General features: G+C 45.2%; 14 protein-coding genes. 12 read left to right on the forward strand and 2 right to left on the reverse strand.

Annotated features, from left to right (window positions below):
• Positions 1-162: 162 nt before the first annotated feature.
• Positions 163-330 carry a hypothetical protein gene (locus tag QUA42_RS16830; protein WP_190274341.1) on the reverse strand — a complete coding sequence of 56 codons (168 nt, stop codon included), beginning with the start codon at positions 328-330 and terminating at the stop codon, positions 163-165.
• 44 nt (positions 331-374) lie between these two features.
• Here QUA42_RS16830 and QUA42_RS16835 point away from each other — a divergent pair, with 44 nt between their 5' ends.
• From QUA42_RS16835 to QUA42_RS16870, 8 genes are all read left to right on the forward strand, one after another.
• On the forward strand, positions 375-1,700 hold the full coding sequence (locus QUA42_RS16835) for a transposase (protein WP_333138389.1): 1,326 nt from the start codon (positions 375-377) through the stop codon (positions 1,698-1,700).
• A 122-nt stretch (positions 1,701-1,822) separates the two neighbouring features.
• Positions 1,823-2,389 carry a photosystem I assembly protein Ycf4 gene (locus QUA42_RS16840; protein ID WP_333138391.1) on the forward strand — a complete coding sequence of 189 codons (567 nt, stop codon included), beginning with the start codon at positions 1,823-1,825 and terminating at the stop codon, positions 2,387-2,389.
• Positions 2,390-2,698: 309 nt separating this feature from the next.
• Positions 2,699-3,484 carry a peptidylprolyl isomerase gene (locus tag QUA42_RS16845; RefSeq protein WP_333138393.1) on the forward strand — a complete coding sequence of 262 codons (786 nt, stop codon included), beginning with the start codon at positions 2,699-2,701 and terminating at the stop codon, positions 3,482-3,484.
• Positions 3,485-3,702: 218 nt separating this feature from the next.
• Positions 3,703-4,974, forward strand: a complete 1,272-nt coding sequence (locus tag QUA42_RS16850; RefSeq protein ID WP_333138394.1) for a beta-ketoacyl synthase N-terminal-like domain-containing protein — start codon at positions 3,703-3,705, stop codon at positions 4,972-4,974.
• Between the two features lie 336 nt (positions 4,975-5,310).
• Positions 5,311-6,420, forward strand: a complete 1,110-nt coding sequence (locus tag QUA42_RS16855; RefSeq protein ID WP_333138396.1) for an ATP-binding protein — start codon at positions 5,311-5,313, stop codon at positions 6,418-6,420.
• Between the two features lie 182 nt (positions 6,421-6,602).
• Complete coding sequence (gene mutL / locus QUA42_RS16860; protein ID WP_333138398.1) at positions 6,603-8,480, forward strand: DNA mismatch repair endonuclease MutL; 1,878 nt, start codon at positions 6,603-6,605, stop codon at positions 8,478-8,480.
• A 321-nt stretch (positions 8,481-8,801) separates the two neighbouring features.
• On the forward strand, positions 8,802-9,626 hold the full coding sequence (locus tag QUA42_RS16865) for a SirB1 family protein (protein ID WP_333138400.1): 825 nt from the start codon (positions 8,802-8,804) through the stop codon (positions 9,624-9,626).
• A gap of 307 nt (positions 9,627-9,933) precedes the next feature.
• A complete protein-coding gene (locus tag QUA42_RS16870; RefSeq protein WP_333138402.1) occupies positions 9,934-10,620 on the forward strand; it encodes an alpha/beta hydrolase in 687 nt (228 codons plus the stop codon).
• Positions 10,621-10,773: 153 nt separating this feature from the next.
• Here the strand turns inward: QUA42_RS16870 and QUA42_RS16875 are convergent, their stop codons facing one another.
• Positions 10,774-11,238 (reverse strand): SRPBCC family protein, encoded by a 465-nt coding sequence (locus QUA42_RS16875; protein WP_333138404.1) that lies wholly within the window; start codon positions 11,236-11,238, stop codon positions 10,774-10,776.
• A gap of 147 nt (positions 11,239-11,385) precedes the next feature.
• On the opposite strand from QUA42_RS16875, the gene QUA42_RS16880 reads away from it, so the two are divergent.
• The 4 genes from QUA42_RS16880 (at position 11,386) to QUA42_RS16895 (ending at position 15,130) form a co-directional block, all read left to right on the forward strand.
• Complete coding sequence (locus tag QUA42_RS16880) at positions 11,386-12,414, forward strand: transposase (protein WP_333138406.1); 1,029 nt, start codon at positions 11,386-11,388, stop codon at positions 12,412-12,414.
• Between the two features lie 272 nt (positions 12,415-12,686).
• Positions 12,687-14,363, forward strand: a complete 1,677-nt coding sequence (locus QUA42_RS16885; protein ID WP_333138408.1) for a mechanosensitive ion channel — start codon at positions 12,687-12,689, stop codon at positions 14,361-14,363.
• Between the two features lie 111 nt (positions 14,364-14,474).
• Positions 14,475-14,867 carry a transposase gene (locus tag QUA42_RS16890; RefSeq protein WP_333138410.1) on the forward strand — a complete coding sequence of 131 codons (393 nt, stop codon included), beginning with the start codon at positions 14,475-14,477 and terminating at the stop codon, positions 14,865-14,867.
• 20 nt (positions 14,868-14,887) lie between these two features.
• Positions 14,888-15,130 carry a hypothetical protein gene (locus QUA42_RS16895; protein WP_333138412.1) on the forward strand — a complete coding sequence of 81 codons (243 nt, stop codon included), beginning with the start codon at positions 14,888-14,890 and terminating at the stop codon, positions 15,128-15,130.
• Positions 15,131-15,384 lie beyond the last annotated feature (254 nt).

The following is a 15,384-nucleotide window of genomic DNA, read 5'->3' on the forward strand; positions in this document are numbered from 1 at the left end:
GATCGCGTTTGAGCCAGTCGTCGAGGACATCAAAGATGCCTCTTTCGGTCTGGGCGCGTCCGACTGCGATTGTCATTGCGGTAAAATCCTTTTGCTTGTTAAAAGACCCAGGTTTCTAATTAAAGTTAACATAACTATATATTAGAAGTTCATAAATTTCAACTAGAACAGCAGGGTTCCCCCACTAGAGGCGTACTCGATGAAAGCGTGGTTGAGAGGAATGCCATCTTGGTTGACGATGCTCAGCAACAATCCAACTGACCCTTCGTCGCCAAGCGGCGAGTTGGCGGTGGTTGAGGAGACGAACAAACACTCTGCGCTTGCACTCAAATCCTTCACAGGGTAAGATTATCCTCTTATCTGTTGAAGAAGTTGTGAGCCAAGTAATTACCGCAAAACTCAAATTAAACCTGACTGCCGAGCAAAAAATCTCGGTAGCTCAAGTTTCTTTGGCCTATCGGGATGCGCTGAACTACGCATCCCAAGTGGCATTTGATAACGGTAAATCTGGCAACGGAGCTAAACTACAAAAGTTGGTCTACTCGGAGCTACGGGCCTTATTTGGGCTTGGTTCCCAGATGGCGTGTAACGTGCCAAGACAAGTTGCTGCGACTTTTAAGACGCTGTGGACTAAAGCCAAGCAGAATAGCGAGGCGGTTAAAGCTGGGTATACCAAGCGACGGTACAAGGGACTCGATCGAGCTCCCAAATACACCTCGCGGACTTGTACGCTAAATTACCAGCGCGACTACTCCTTTAAAAAGGATCGACGGGTCAGTATTAACACCCTGGATGGTCGAATTGTTGTTCCGTTTGATGGCTACAACAAGCACATCGATCTGATGCGAGCGTCCAAGAAGATCGGTGCTGCTAAAATTGTCTACCAGAAATCCTCGAAGACTTACTATCTAATGGTGAGCTTGGAGGTGGAAACGCCTACTCTCGACCCACTGAACATCACTATAATTTCTGGTATAGATGTGGGAATGAGATACCTCGCAGTCGAAACAGACTTAGCTAATAAGTCGAGTTTCTATTCGGGCAAGGTGGCTAGACATCGAGCCAACCGTTATCAAAAATCCAGACAATCTCTACAGCGAAAAGACACCCGTTCGGCGAAGCGAAGATTAATCGCTTTGTCGGGACGGGAGAGACGGTTTATCGCTGATGTGAACCACCAGATTGCGAGTAAAATCGCCAAGCCTAACAGCCTGATTGGACTAGAAGATCTGACCGGAATACGCGATCGAACTAAATCTAAATCGGGCAAACGGGCAAGCAAGAAACAACGGAAAGCTAACAGGAGCGTGGCTCAATGGTCGTTTGCCGAATTGCATGGCTATATCGATTACAAGGCTGTGCTGGTTGGCTCGTTAGCTACTAAAGTTCCGGCACATTACACCTCGCAAAGTTGCCCTAAATGTGGGCATACCTCAAAGGCTAATCGACCGAACAAGGGGCTGATTTTCCGCTGTGAATGCTGTGGGCATCAACTTCATGCAGATCTGGTTGGGGCGCGAAATATCGCACTTAGAACGTTGCTCGTCCGGCAAGCCTGGATGAGTACCGGGGTCTTGTCAGCACTCCCTCATGTATCGAGCCGTGAAGCCAAAGCTGAAATCCTTTCGAGGTTTTCGGAATTGAGGTGGAGTTCAGATACAAGCCCCCATCATAGCGGTACTCCGCTTGATGGCGGGTAGTTGACCATAATTAGCAGGAGTTGATACACAATCCCCACCCGCCCGATCGCGATCGCGTCAGCGAAGCGTGACGCTCGGTGGACTAATTGAATTAAGATTTGGCTTTAAGGCTGTTTAATTTTATGACTGCAAAAACAACGACCTCGATCGATTCTGTCCTGCGCTACCCGGTTTTGGGCTCCCGCCGCTTCAGCAATTACTGGTGGGCGACGGTGGTCAGCATTGGAGGGACTGGTTTCCTGCTGTCGGGCATTTCCAGCTACTTGCACGTTAACCTGCTGCCTTTTGCTGACCCGACTCAGCTTGTTTTCATCCCCCAAGGCATTGCGATGGGTTTCTACGGTGTCTGTGGCGTGCTGTTGGCGCTCTACCTGTGGCTGACTATTCTCTGGGATGTCGGTGGCGGTTACAGCGAGTTCGATCGGCAAACTGGTAACATTCGGATCTTTCGCTGGGGTTTTCCCGGCAAAAACCGCAAAGTTGATTTTAATTGCAAGACATCGGACGTGCAATCTGTGCGGGTAGACATTAAAGAAGGTCTCAGTCCCCGCCGCAGTATTTATCTTAAGCTCAAAGACCGCCGTCAGTTTCCCCTGACTAGAGTCGGACAGCCGATTGCTTTGTCGGAAGTGGAAAATCAAGCAGCCGAATTGGCTCGATTTTTGCAAGTTCCCCTAGAAGGACTTTAGGGATTTTCGATTTTAGATTTTAGATTGGTAATGTCTCGTAGGGTGCGTCAGATCTCGCACCTTACCTACCTGGTAAGTGAAAAAGATCGAACTGCGAGTAAGCCCGTTACCAATTTTTGAATCTATCAATTAACAATACTTCGGATAGTTTTTGATTGCCTACCGTAGAATAAGGGTTTCAAGGCTCCAAGGCAAGTTCGCTACCAAAGCAAAATCGCGGGTTTCAGACTGCGAACTAAAAACAGTTCGGACTACTGAATTAAAATCTTTAGTTGCAAAGTCCGTAATTGACTCAAAGTGAAAATACAAATGCAAATGCAAATCAAAATTCAGCGGTGGTTGTTCTCACTTTTAATAATTGGCACGTTGTTTGTCGCAGGATGCAGTAGTTCCCCTGTGGCAAACTCGACTCCGACATCGAATCCGGCGTCGGGTGAAAATATTTCTTTGTCTCCGTCTCCTTCTCCTGCTGCTGTAGCGGCGAGTTCACAATTTAGCAATTTGCCACGATTGGAAGGAAAAGCAACGGTGGTGATGACGGTTAAAGGTGCTCCAATTACGATCGAACTCGACGGCACAAATGCGCCAATTACTGCGGGCAATTTTGTCGATTTGGTTCAGAAAGGAGTGTACGACGGGCTGGTATTTCACCGAGTCGTGCGGGAACCTCAGCCTTTTGTAGTTCAGGGCGGCGACCCTCAGGGTAAAGACCCTAAATTCCCTACAGGGCGACTGGGAACTGGCGGTTTTATTGACCCAAAAACTACTGCTGAACGCAGGATTCCTCTGGAAATTAAAGCTAAAGGTGCTGCCAAACCGACTTACAGCCAAACGCTAGAAGAAGCTGGGGTTAAGGAGAAACCCGTGTTGGTGCACAGTCGCGGGGCTGTTGCTATGGCTCGATCGCAGAGTCCTGATTCGGCTTCTTCTCAGTTTTACTTTACTTTGACCGATGTACCGTTTTTGGACGGCAGCTATGCGGTTTTTGGGTACGTGAAACAAGGCATGGATGTGATTGATAAGATTGAAGCGGGCGATCGCATTGAGAAGGCTACTGTTACTCAGGGTTTGGAAAATTTTAAGCCTGTTCAGTAGTCAGTAGTCAGTCGTCACTCGTCATATCAATTCCGGTTGCACGATCGAGATGATTGTTGACCGTTGACGGTTGACTCGATTTTATTATTCCGATGCAACCGGAAACGATATCAGTCGTTGGTCGTTGGTTAGTAGTTAATAATTAGTTCCAATCATAAATAACTAATGACTAATGACTAATGACTAATGACTAAAAATTTGGGAATCTGAGGGCAGATGTGGATGTTGTTGTTACGGGAATTGGCTTGGTTTCTGCTTTAGGCACTCTGGATGGTAGCTGGAAAAGATTGTTGTCTGGGGAATCAGGAATTCGGCAACATCAACCTTTTATAGAACTTGAACGGCGACCTTTGGCTTTAATTGGCACAAAACCTGTCGATTTAATAACTTTAATTAGACAGGTTTTAATAGATGCTGTGCAAGATGCTAATTTGACTTTGCCTTTGCCCGATTGCGGAATTGTGATCGGTTCTAGCCGAGGCTTCCAGGCATATTTGGAAATGTTGGCAAGCGAAGGAAGTTCGGCAACCGATTGTGTAACGGATGTAACGGATGGAAGAAAGACGGAAGTTGGAAGAAGTCTGAGGGAATTCGGAAGAGGGAAGTCGCAAGAAGCAAGGGAATTCCCAATTACCGATTCCCAATTCCCAATTCCCAATTCCCAATTACCGATTACCAATTCTCAATTTGTGAATTTTTTGCCTCACATGGGGGCGATCGCAGCGGCGAGGGCAATTGGTTCGACGGGGCAGGTATTGGCGCCGATGGCTGCTTGTGCGACGGGTATTTGGTCTATCGCCCGCGCTGTTGATTTAATCCGCACCGGTGAGTGTCAGCGGGCGATCGCAGGTGCTGTCGAAGCGCCTATCACACCGCTGACTCTGGCTGGATTTAGCCGGATGGGTGCTTTGGCAAACAATGGCTGCTATCCCTTTGATGAAAATCGGGAAGGCTTTGTTCTCGGTGAAGGCGGGGCTTTATTTGTATTAGAATCTGCCGAGTTGGCAAGGCATCGTGGTGCTAAAATTTACGGTCGAGTTTCCGGTTTTGGCTTGACAAATGATGCTTGCCATGCTAACGCGCCGGAGCTGGGGGGGGAAAGTGCGATCGCGGCGGTAAATCAATGTTTGAAACGGAGCAATTTAGCGGCGATTGATATAGATTTTATTCACGCTCATGGTACTGCAACTGAGTTAAATGACCGACACGAAGCACTGTTAATTGAGAAGTTATTTCACCGAGGAGTTGCTGTTAGTTCGACTAAGGGGGCTACGGGTCATACTTTGGGAGCTTCGGGAGCTTTGGGCGCGGCTTTTTGTTTGATGAGCATTAAATATCAGATGTTGCCGGCTTGCGTTGGAATGACAAAACCGGGGTTTGAATTAGATTTTGTTCGCTGTGCGCGATCGGCTATTGTCAGAAATGCGGTTTGTTTAAGTTTTGGCTTTGGCGGGCAGAATGCTGCGATCGTTTTATCGGGCGAGCGTTAATTTTTGTAAACTCGGTCGATCGACATTTAAATTACACGATCTCTCTACAGTTAAAATCTTCTGAGGTGGCCGGAGAACCCCCCGCACATCTAATTTAAATCTCAAAAATAGTACAATACTTATGTATTTTAGTCAATTAACTGAGAATTTTGGTGAGATTGCTGGTGCTGCTATGCTAGTCTGGCTCTGCATCCCGACGCTGATTCTTGCGTCAAAGCCGAGGAGGCTCGAAAAGAGAGCCAGATTAAAGCAGTATTGTATTTTATTAACGCACCGATGGCGATCGGCGAAAATAGAAAAAAGAAACTGTTTAAATTAAGCCTCAGGTATTTTCACATGGATCTGGCCTCTCATCGATTTATGTCTTATTTTGAACCCGAGCAAGCTGCTCACCTTTGCCAAATAGCTGTTTTGGAGAGTTTTGATGAAGAAACGCTGATTTTTGAAGAAGGAGAAACAGCGGATTTTTTCTATCTAGTTTTAGAAGGTAAAGTCGAGTTTAGCAAGCGGCTTGAAAACAATAAATATCAAACTGTTGCTGTGGCTAAGCCAGACGATTATTTTGGCGAACTCGGAGTTTTAGACGGAGAGCCACGCAGTGCTAGAGCTGTGGCAGTTGCAGGCTCGACTTTGGCCAAAATAGCCCGTGAAGAACTAATAACAACTCTCCAGTTTGCTAAAGGCAGTTCAGTAATGCAAATGTTTAGTTTCATTACTAAAAATTTACGGGATACCACGGATCAATATGTTAGCCAGTTGGTACACAAACAAAAAATGGTATTGGTAGGAGAAATGGTGAGCACAATTATTCACGATTTCAAAAGTCCTTTTACCGGAATTAAACTCTCCACAGAAATGCTCAAAGAAATGCACCCAGATGAGGAAACTCAGGAGTGGTGTGAACTTATTCAATTGCAGGTTCATCGAATGTTAGGGATGGCTGAAGAAGTATTAGAATTTTCGCGAGGTAATTCTGTATTAAATAAAAAACCAGTTAATCTAATTCAGACGTTGCAGCAGTTTGAAAAGTTGAACAGAGTTTATTGTGAAGCAGCCAAAGTAGATTTAGCAGTACGGGTAACAGAAGTAATAGTGGAAGCGGATGAAAATAAGATTTTGCGCGTTTTACAAAATTTAGTTGGGAATGCTGTTGAGGCTTTTAGCGGAAGAGGGGGTCGGGTGGAGATTGCGGTGACACAAAGTGAGGAGTGGGCCGAAATTAGCATTTACGATAACGGTCCCGGCATTCCACCGACAATTAAGGAAAAGTTATTTGAACCGTTTGTGACTTATGGAAAGCGGACTGGTACTGGGTTGGGAACGGCGATTGTTAAGTCGATCGTTGAGGCTCACAAAGGGAAAATTACTTATGAGTCAGAGGACGGAAAAGGCACAACTTTTTACATCCGCTTGCCGAAAAGCATGGCTTTAGCAGCTCAAAATTAATTACGTAAAAAGATATATACTTAGAACTTTCTCACTAAGCCTTAGAGACTTGGTTGATGAATAGATATCTTGTTATTAAACAATATTTTTTTAATAAACCGGGTTGAAGATCGTAAGTCCTAATACTGTGTAGCTACTTACAGAATCAAGTAGAATTGAATTAACGAACTGCTAAAAATCTGATGCCAGTTACTATTCAAACCTTACCCACAGAAGTTATCAATTTAATTGCCGCAGGCGAAGTGATTGACTCGATCGCCGCAGCGGTACGAGAATTAGTTGAAAATTCTCTGGATGCTGGCGCAACTCGCATCGTTGTTTCTGTCTGGCCGGAACAGTGGCGGGTGCAAGTTGCAGATAATGGTACCGGAATGGATCTGGAAAATTTGCAGCAGGCGGCTTCGCCTCACAGTACGAGCAAAATTACCACTGAAGCTGACCTTTACAAAATTGATACTTTGGGATTTCGTGGGGAAGCTTTGCACAGTTTAGCTCAGTTGGGCTGTTTGGAGGTTTTGAGCCGATCGAATGATTTGGGATTGGGGGATTTTTCGGAAAATCGAGAGTCGGCGCAAACCCCCGCCAAATCTTCCTTTAACAAGGGGGGAGTTGAAAATGCTCGATCGGGCTGGCGGGTGCTTTACAACAACGCGGGCGTTGCTGTGGAGGTGGAAACAGCGGCGATCGCTCCGGGTACGGTGGTGACTGTTGATAATTTGTTTGGCAATTGGCCTGTGCGCCGCAGTTTTTTGTCGCCGGCACAGCAAATGCGATCGATCCAATTAACGCTGCAGCAAATTGCTATTTGTCACCCGCACGTTAATTGGCAGTTGCGTCAAGGAAATACGCCTTGTTTGCACGTAACTCCAGGTAGGACAGCGGAACAACTTTTACCTCAATTCGTGCGCGGTTTGCGAGCGAGCGATTTGCAGTATTTAAAGTTAGATTTGCCGGCGAGTCCTCAAAATCAGAAAGCAGCAAATTTATTGATAGAAACTCAACTTGTTGGAGCTACAGTTAAGCCTAATTACCAATTACCAGTTGCGACTTCCCATTTCCAAACGCCCAATTCCCAGCGTTTGGAGTTAGTAATTGGTTTGCCAGATCGGTGCCACCGCAGGCGACCGGATTGGGTGAAAGTTGGGGTAAATCGGCGAGTTGTGCGATCGCCCGAATTAGAGCAAACTATTCTCAGCGCCTTTACCCGCACTTGTCCGCGCGATCGCTATCCCGTGTGTTTTGTTCACCTGCAAATCTCCCCTTCGGAAATAGACTGGAACCGCCACCCGGCTAAGGTTGAAATTTATCTGCACGATCCGAGTTTTTGGCAAGCACAAGTTAGCGCAGCAATTGCTCGTGCTTTGCATTTGAACGATGAAGTTTTGCCGCCTGCCCCAATTCCGGATCGAGTGGGAAAATTGCTGAAGGCATCCGAACAAAAAAGTGCTTACAGTGTCGGGATTTCTGCTAGGCAGAATGATGCAGGTGGCGAACAGGAAAAAGCTAATAAAATAGGATTGATGGAATTGAGGGCGATCGCTCAAGTTCACAATACTTACATTGTTGCGGAACATTCCAGCGGAATGTGGTTGATAGAACAGCACATCGCTCACGAGCGCGTTTTATACGAGCAATTGTGCGCTGCTTGGCAGCTAAAATGTCTAGAAAAACCAGTAATTCTCAGTCAATTATCTGCACTGCAAATAGAGAATTTATCCCGCTTGGGTTTGGAAGTAGAAAGTTTTGGCGAACAGCTATGGGCTGCCCGCGAAGTTCCTGAATTGTTAGCAGATCGAGATGACTGTGCGGATGCGCTTTTTGAACTCAGTAAAGTCGCAGATTTACAAGCGGCTCAAGTTGCGACTGCTTGCCGTAGTGCTATACGAAACGGTACTCCTTTGAGTCTTCCCCAAATGCAAAATTTGTTGGATGAATGGCAGCAAACTCGTAATCCGCGCACTTGTCCTCACGGCCGCCCTATCTATTTTGCTTTGGAAGAATCGACTCTGGCTCGGATTTTTCGCCGCAGTTGGGTGATTGGTAAAAGTCACGGGATTTGAAAGTTGATTTGACATCCGAGGGCGTTCACCTCAATCTGGCTCGATTGAAAAAAATCGTGAAGCTTTATTAAAAATAGGGGCTGATTTAGATGAAAAAAATTAGAATATATTAAAATTTAAATAATTCACTGTTTTTAATATCTTGTGGGGAACAGACCAGATTGCTGTTTCACCATAAGAAGTACCTGTTTTACAATAAAAAAGGTTAATCATACTACAAAAAATGCCTGTTTATCAGAATAATCTTTGTTGTGGAACAGGTATCTTGGCTGTTCATGATTTTGGTAAAAAAAGTAAATTAAAAATAAATCAATAATAAATATGGATTTTCCGATCGCCCGACAACTCTTTTATCGAGAAATAAATCAGCCTGATGGCTCGATCGACCTGGCGAAAGCTGCTCTTTATATGGCTTTGGAAGAATACCCAAATTTAGAGCCAGAGGAGTATCTCAACGCTCTCGACACGATCGCAGATGAAGTGCGCTCACGCCTGCCGGCAGAGAATTATCCGCTGCGGATTATTCAAACTATTAACGGCTATTTATACGGGGAATTGCAGTTTGCGGGCAATGATGTTGATTATTACGACCCCCGCAATAGCTTTTTGAATGAAGTGATCGATCGGCGTACTGGCATTCCGATCTCTTTATCTTTGGTTTATTTGGAGGTGGCTAAGCGCATTGATTTTCCGATGGTGGGAATTGGGATGCCGGGACATTTTTTAATTAGACCGGATTTTGAAGATGCTGGTATTTTTGTTGATGCGTTTAACGGTGGCGAGATATTGTTTCCTGAAGATTGTCAAGCCAGACTTTCTCAAATTTACGGACAACCTATGGAGTTGCAGCCGACTTTTCTCGCCCCCGTAAGTCGCCGACATTTTTTGGGGCGAATGCTGGGAAATCTGAAGGCAATTTACTTGCAACAGGGAGATGCTGTGAGGATACTCTTGGCGATAGAACGGATTTTGCTGCTTTTTCCCGATGCGGTGGGTGAACGGCGCGATCGCGGAATTCTCTATTATCAACTGGGACGCTTGGTCGAAGCGCGCCACGATTTGGAACTATATCTGAGAAATGCTCCGAATGCTCCTGATGCTGCTAGAATTCGCCAATTGGTCGATCGGCTCGATCGGGATATGTGAACTTAAATTCGGTATCGATCGCACACTATAAGACCTATTCAAGCGACACTCAATAAACTGCTGCCCGACGACCCAATTTCGCTTTTATAATTTTTGCAACGGTATCTAAGATTGTCAAACGGGTAATCATAACATATTAATTGTCAATTAACACCTATCTTTTGATAGGTGGAATTTGCTGGACATGACTGTAAAATTATAGGTCATTTACGGAAATCCCGAGTCCACTTTTCCGACTGATACCCGCACAGATACCTGCACAGACGACCGATCGAAAAAGTATTTTGACGTAAAGAGGCACAAACTCATGAACTTTCAGTTTCAACAAGGTTATCTCAACGGAATGCAACCGCTGTCAGCCCATTTAACCAAAAGAATGTCAAAGTCTTTATCATTAGGTTTGGCGCTTGTGCTGGGAACAAGTGCAGTATTCCTAAGCAGCGGCAAAGCCTTTGCATTAGATAATGTTACCGTAAAATACGGTGCTGTTGACGTAACATTACCGATGAGCGACTTGCAAAGCTTTGCACAAACCGGCCAAGCATCATCTCAACTGCAAAGCGTTCTGAGTCTTGCGAAACAAACTCCCGAGTCGATGCGCGAAATATTAACGCGAGAAGTGCCTTTAGATTCCCAATTAGTAGCGCGGCTAGCAAGCACTTATTTTGGGGAAATTGTTTTTAAACAATTGGGCGAGGTTGCTTATGCGCCGAGTGCTCGGCTTCAAAGCGTGCCCGCACTGCGCGATGCTTTAGTCGCCGCTTCCAAAGATGGCAAAATATCGCTGATTGAATTGATGCAAAATTACAGCCCTGCTGCTTTAGAAGTTGACGGCAATCAAGCGATGGTTATTTACGAACGAGTGATTAAAGATGTGCAAGATTTGCAAGCTTTGTATCAGAATTCCCCGGCTTTGCAAAATACGGCTAACCAAGCCGTGAATTCGGCGAGAGAAATGATTTGTCAGCCCACTCCATCGGGAAGTGCGAAATAAATAACTGAAGTTGGAGGGAATGGGGAATTGGGAATTGGGAATTGGTGCTTTTTTTCCTATTAGCTCTAGCTTTCAGCTATTAGCAATTACTCATCACCCATTACCAATTTTTCGGCTATACGAAGGTAAAAGTTCCCAATTACCCATTATCCATTACCCCTTACCCATTCTGTGAGATAGTTGCTCGGCTACCCGCTTGAGTCGGCGGAGTTGGTCTTTCATATCTTTTTCTGTCCAAGGGGCGGCAAAGCGATTGAAACCAAATCTAATTAAACGATTGGGAATTTGAAATTCAAAGCGGTTAATCAAGAGAGTTCCTTGGATTTGCGGCTGGCATTCCCAGCGATCGCATCCTTTGAAAAATCCGTCAAACCCCCAAACAATTAAACCGGGTTGTCGCTCCAACACAACACTCTCTAAAGAGGGTTGCAAAACCGGAATTTTTATGATAAATAAGCTGCGACTTCCTACGGTAGTATCCCATTCGCCCTGGGGATCGCAGCGTAGCAGGGGATTGAGCCACTTGTGCATTAAAGTGCGATCGACTATACATTGCTCCACCAGAGTAGCAGCAGCGCGAATTTCAATGGATTGCTCGAAAACTTGACGAATTGACATGAGAACCTGCAACAAGGAGGGTATTACAAAACTTTGCTTACTTGATAGTCCTTTATTTACTTGTAACGTCAATTTTCCCAGAAATTAAAAGATTGACACACTCATAAATACAGTGTATCATCTTGAAATAAAGTATATATACTGATTATGGAGTTAGTCGAAAGGCACATCATTAAACCAGATCATAGGTTTTATCGAGAAGCCGATAGACTTTCTTTGCTTTGCAAAAATATTTACAATAGCGCTAATTACATCTACCGTCAAAAAATTTTCGCTCGCCAACAAACAAACGCTCTGGCTGTTTATCACGCGCTCAAAACAAGTCCTGATTACAAATCACTGCCCGCAAAGGTAGCACAAGGCACCCTCAGCTTAATGCTCAAAGCATGGACTAGCTACTATCTGGGGGTGCGAAACTATCAGGAAAACACCACTAAATTTAAAACCGCCCCGAAATTTCCTCATTATAAAGGTTCAAGAGAGCGAACAAGAGAGGAGGGGCGCTATGTTGTTGTATTTAATTGTCAAGCTGTCAGCAAAAAAGCCTTAAAAAAAGGATATTATCGTTCCTCTGGGACTAATATTTGGTTTCCCTCAAAAGTCATCTCGCTTCTGGAAATCCGGATTGTTCCCAAAGTAGGTTGTTATGTTGTCGAGGTGTTCTCTGAAAATTTAGAACAGCCTTTACAAGTTAATCAGAGAGTAGCTGCTATAGGTTTAGGATTAAACAATCTGGCAACATTAACCTACAATGTTCCTGGGTTAGTACCGACAATCTACGAGGGACAGGGTGTTAAGTCAAGAAACCAATACTGCAATCAAGTTTCATCGGCATTGAAATCATTGCTGCCCGTAGCGCAAAAAAACCGTAAAAAAGTCACCCAATTGTGGCACAAGCGTAACTGTAAAGTGGATTACTACTTCTACACGACGAGTTCCGCAATTATTAAAGGACTGGTTAATCATCAAATGGGGTTGCTGGCTATAGGCGGGAACGATGATTTTAAAGATGGGATTAATACTGGTAAAGTTAATAATCAAAATTTTCCCTGTATTCCCCATTGCCGGTTTGTGCAAATGTTGCAGTACAAAGGACAACTTGCGGGAATTCAAGTTGGGTTAGGTGAGGAGAGTTACACCTCCAAATGTTCAGCTTTGGACTTGGAACCAATTTAACAACATTCCGACTACCTTGGCAGTAGGGTAAAAAGAGGATTGTTCAGAACCCAAACTGGACGCTTCATAAATGCCGATGTAAACGGTTTTTTGAATATTGGCCCAAAAGCAGTAGGAGACGGGTTGATCCCAAATTCGATAGAGGGTTTTGTAGTTAACCCAGTACATTAAAAGTGTACAAATATTAAATTTAGGCGATGTCTAGATTTTTTGGAACTATTATTAAAGTTTCGTCTTCTCCTTGTCAAATGTGACGTTAACCTGAGAAAAAAATGAATGAAACTTGGCAAGAAATAACTCAACCGATATCGGGCCCCATAGCGGCTTTGTCCGATCGCATTTTGGCCCAGGCCCAGCCCGGGAATCCGCTGACAGATGCCGAACGCGGAATTAACAATTTCCTTCAGGGCTCAAACATTGAAAATCTCCTCTGGGCCGTCGGTATCCTGCTAATTGGCTTGATAGTATCAGCCCTCGTGTCATCGGTAGTGGGGGGATTGCTCAAGAAGACTACGATCGACAATCGGCTGGCTGCTTGGATTACCGGCCGACCGGAAGGAGCTGGAACCCCGCAAGTGGAAAAATGGATTTCCGCAGCGGTGTTCTGGATCATTTTTATCTTTTTCCTAATTGCCTTTTTCAACCGCCTGAATCTAACGGCTGTCTCGCAACCCCTCAATACTTTTCTCAATCAAATTACCGGTTTCTTGCCGAAGTTAGCCGGCGCGCTAATTTGGTTGGGGATTGCTTGGGTGTTGGCAACTGTCGCCAAAATGGCCGTATCGCGGGCGATGCGGGCTTTTAGCGTGGACGAGCGCTTGAATCAGGAGGTGGGCGCAGCGCCCACTGAGCGCCCTTTGCTGCTGAGCGATACTGTGGCCAATGCGCTGTACTGGTTCATTTTTCTGCTGTTTTTGCCGCTGATTCTCGACTCACTGGAAATGCAGCAGGCTCTGCTGCCGGTTAATAATTTACTCAACCAAATTCTGGCGGCAATTCCGAAAATTCTGGAAGCTGTGCTGATTGGGTTTGTGGGCTGGCTACTGGCTATGGTGGTGCGGCGGATTGTCACGAATCTGTTGGCCGCTACTGGGGCGGACGGTTTGGGCGCTCGGTTTGGAATTTCGCGGACTTCGGGCGGACAATCGCTGTCGTGGATTGTCGGGACGATCGTTTATGTTTTGATTTTGATTCCAACGGCGATCGCAGCTCTGAACGCTTTGGACATTCAGGCGATTTCGCAGCCGGCAATCGCGATGCTCAACACAGTTCTGGGCGCGCTTCCCAACATTTTTACAGCAGCGCTAATTCTGGGGGTTGCTTACTTTTTGGGTCGCTGGATCAGCGATTTGGTGACTAATATCCTGACGGGAATTGGCTTTAACAATGTCTTTTCTTGGTTGGGAGTGCAACAGCCGAAACAGCGACTGCGGCTACCGCCGAGTTCGATCGATCCGGAGGCAACGATTCTTCAGGAACCGGAACTTCCAGCCCGCACTCCTTCTGAGTTTGTCGGCATCGTGGTGCAGGTGGGCATCATGCTGTTTGCTGTGGTGGCGGCTACCGATGTGCTGCGGATTCCAGCGCTGACGGCGATTGTTAGCGGTATTGTACTGGTTGCAGGTCGGGTGCTGGCTGGTTTGGTGGTATTTGCGATCGGCTTGTATTTGGCGAATCTGGCGTTTAGTTTGATTGCTAGTTCTGGAACTCGCCAAGCGCGGCTTTTGGGCCAAACGGCTCGGATCGCGATTATTGCCTTTGTTTCGGCCTTGGCGCTGCAACAGATGGGCATTGGCAGCGATATTGTGAATTTGGCTTTCGGGCTGCTGCTTGGGGCGATCGCAGTTGGCATTGCTCTAGCTTTTGGTTTGGGCGGGCGCGAGATTGCGGCCGACCAAATTCGCGAATTGTTAGCGTCGTTTAAACAAGATAAGACGCCACGTTTGTAATTCTATAAAATGGCGTTTGTTAAGTACAAACGCCATTTTTTATACTTTTGATTAAATACAGCAGATTCCACGTATATATGATACAGTGTATTTAGTACATAAGCGAAAGAAATGAAACCCTATTCGATCGAGTTGCGTGAGAAAATAGTTAAAATCTATGAACAAGGTGATACATCAATTAGGAAAATAGCCGCCAGATTTGATGTGAGTAAAGGGTTTGTTCAAAAAATTTTAAAACAAAAACAAACGACTGGTCATGTTCAACCCAGAAAACCGGGTGGAAGCGCCAAAAGTGTTTTAAACTCGCGCCGGACGGAATTGACCCAGATGGTAGAAAAATATCCGGATAGCACGTTGTCAGAATATTGTGAATATTGGCGTTTGAACTACAAGGAAGCTGTCAGTCCTAGCATGATGTGTCGTGAACTACAAAAACAAAATTTGACGCGAAAAAAAAGACCATACGCAGTAGTCAGTCTGCCACTGCAAGAGAGCACCTTCTGAGGTGTAAATATTGGGAAAAAGTGAAAAATTTTGACCCTGACAACTTGGTTTTTTTGGATAAAATTGGCGTTTTCTTGGGGTTGATACGAACCCATGCACCTTCAAAATGTGGCCATAGAGTCTACGATTTAAAACCCTTTTATCTGGGTGCAAAAGTTACAGTAGTCGGAGCCATCAGCTTAAAACAATTACTAGGATTAAGAACCATAAATGGGTCAATGGATGGTCAGGCTTTTGAAGTGTATTTATTCAACACTTTTTAGTCCCCAACTTAGGGGATAGTACAGTCGAAGTGAATTGATAATATACCAACTCATAAGTTGGCGGTAATTGAACCATAGATTCCAGCGGCTGGTGCCAATGTCCTGAATTTATCACCCTATTCTCCGGATTTTAATCAGATAAAATTATGGTGGTCACAACTGATTTTTTTTTACATCCGTTCTCACCAAAAACTACCAAGATGGTTGACGTAATAATTGCTACGGCGCTTGATTTTGTCAATACCAAGCACTTC

The sequence above is a fragment of the Microcoleus sp. Pol11C2 genome (assembly GCF_036701505.1).
Taxonomy (GTDB): domain Bacteria; phylum Cyanobacteriota; class Cyanobacteriia; order Cyanobacteriales; family Microcoleaceae; genus Microcoleus.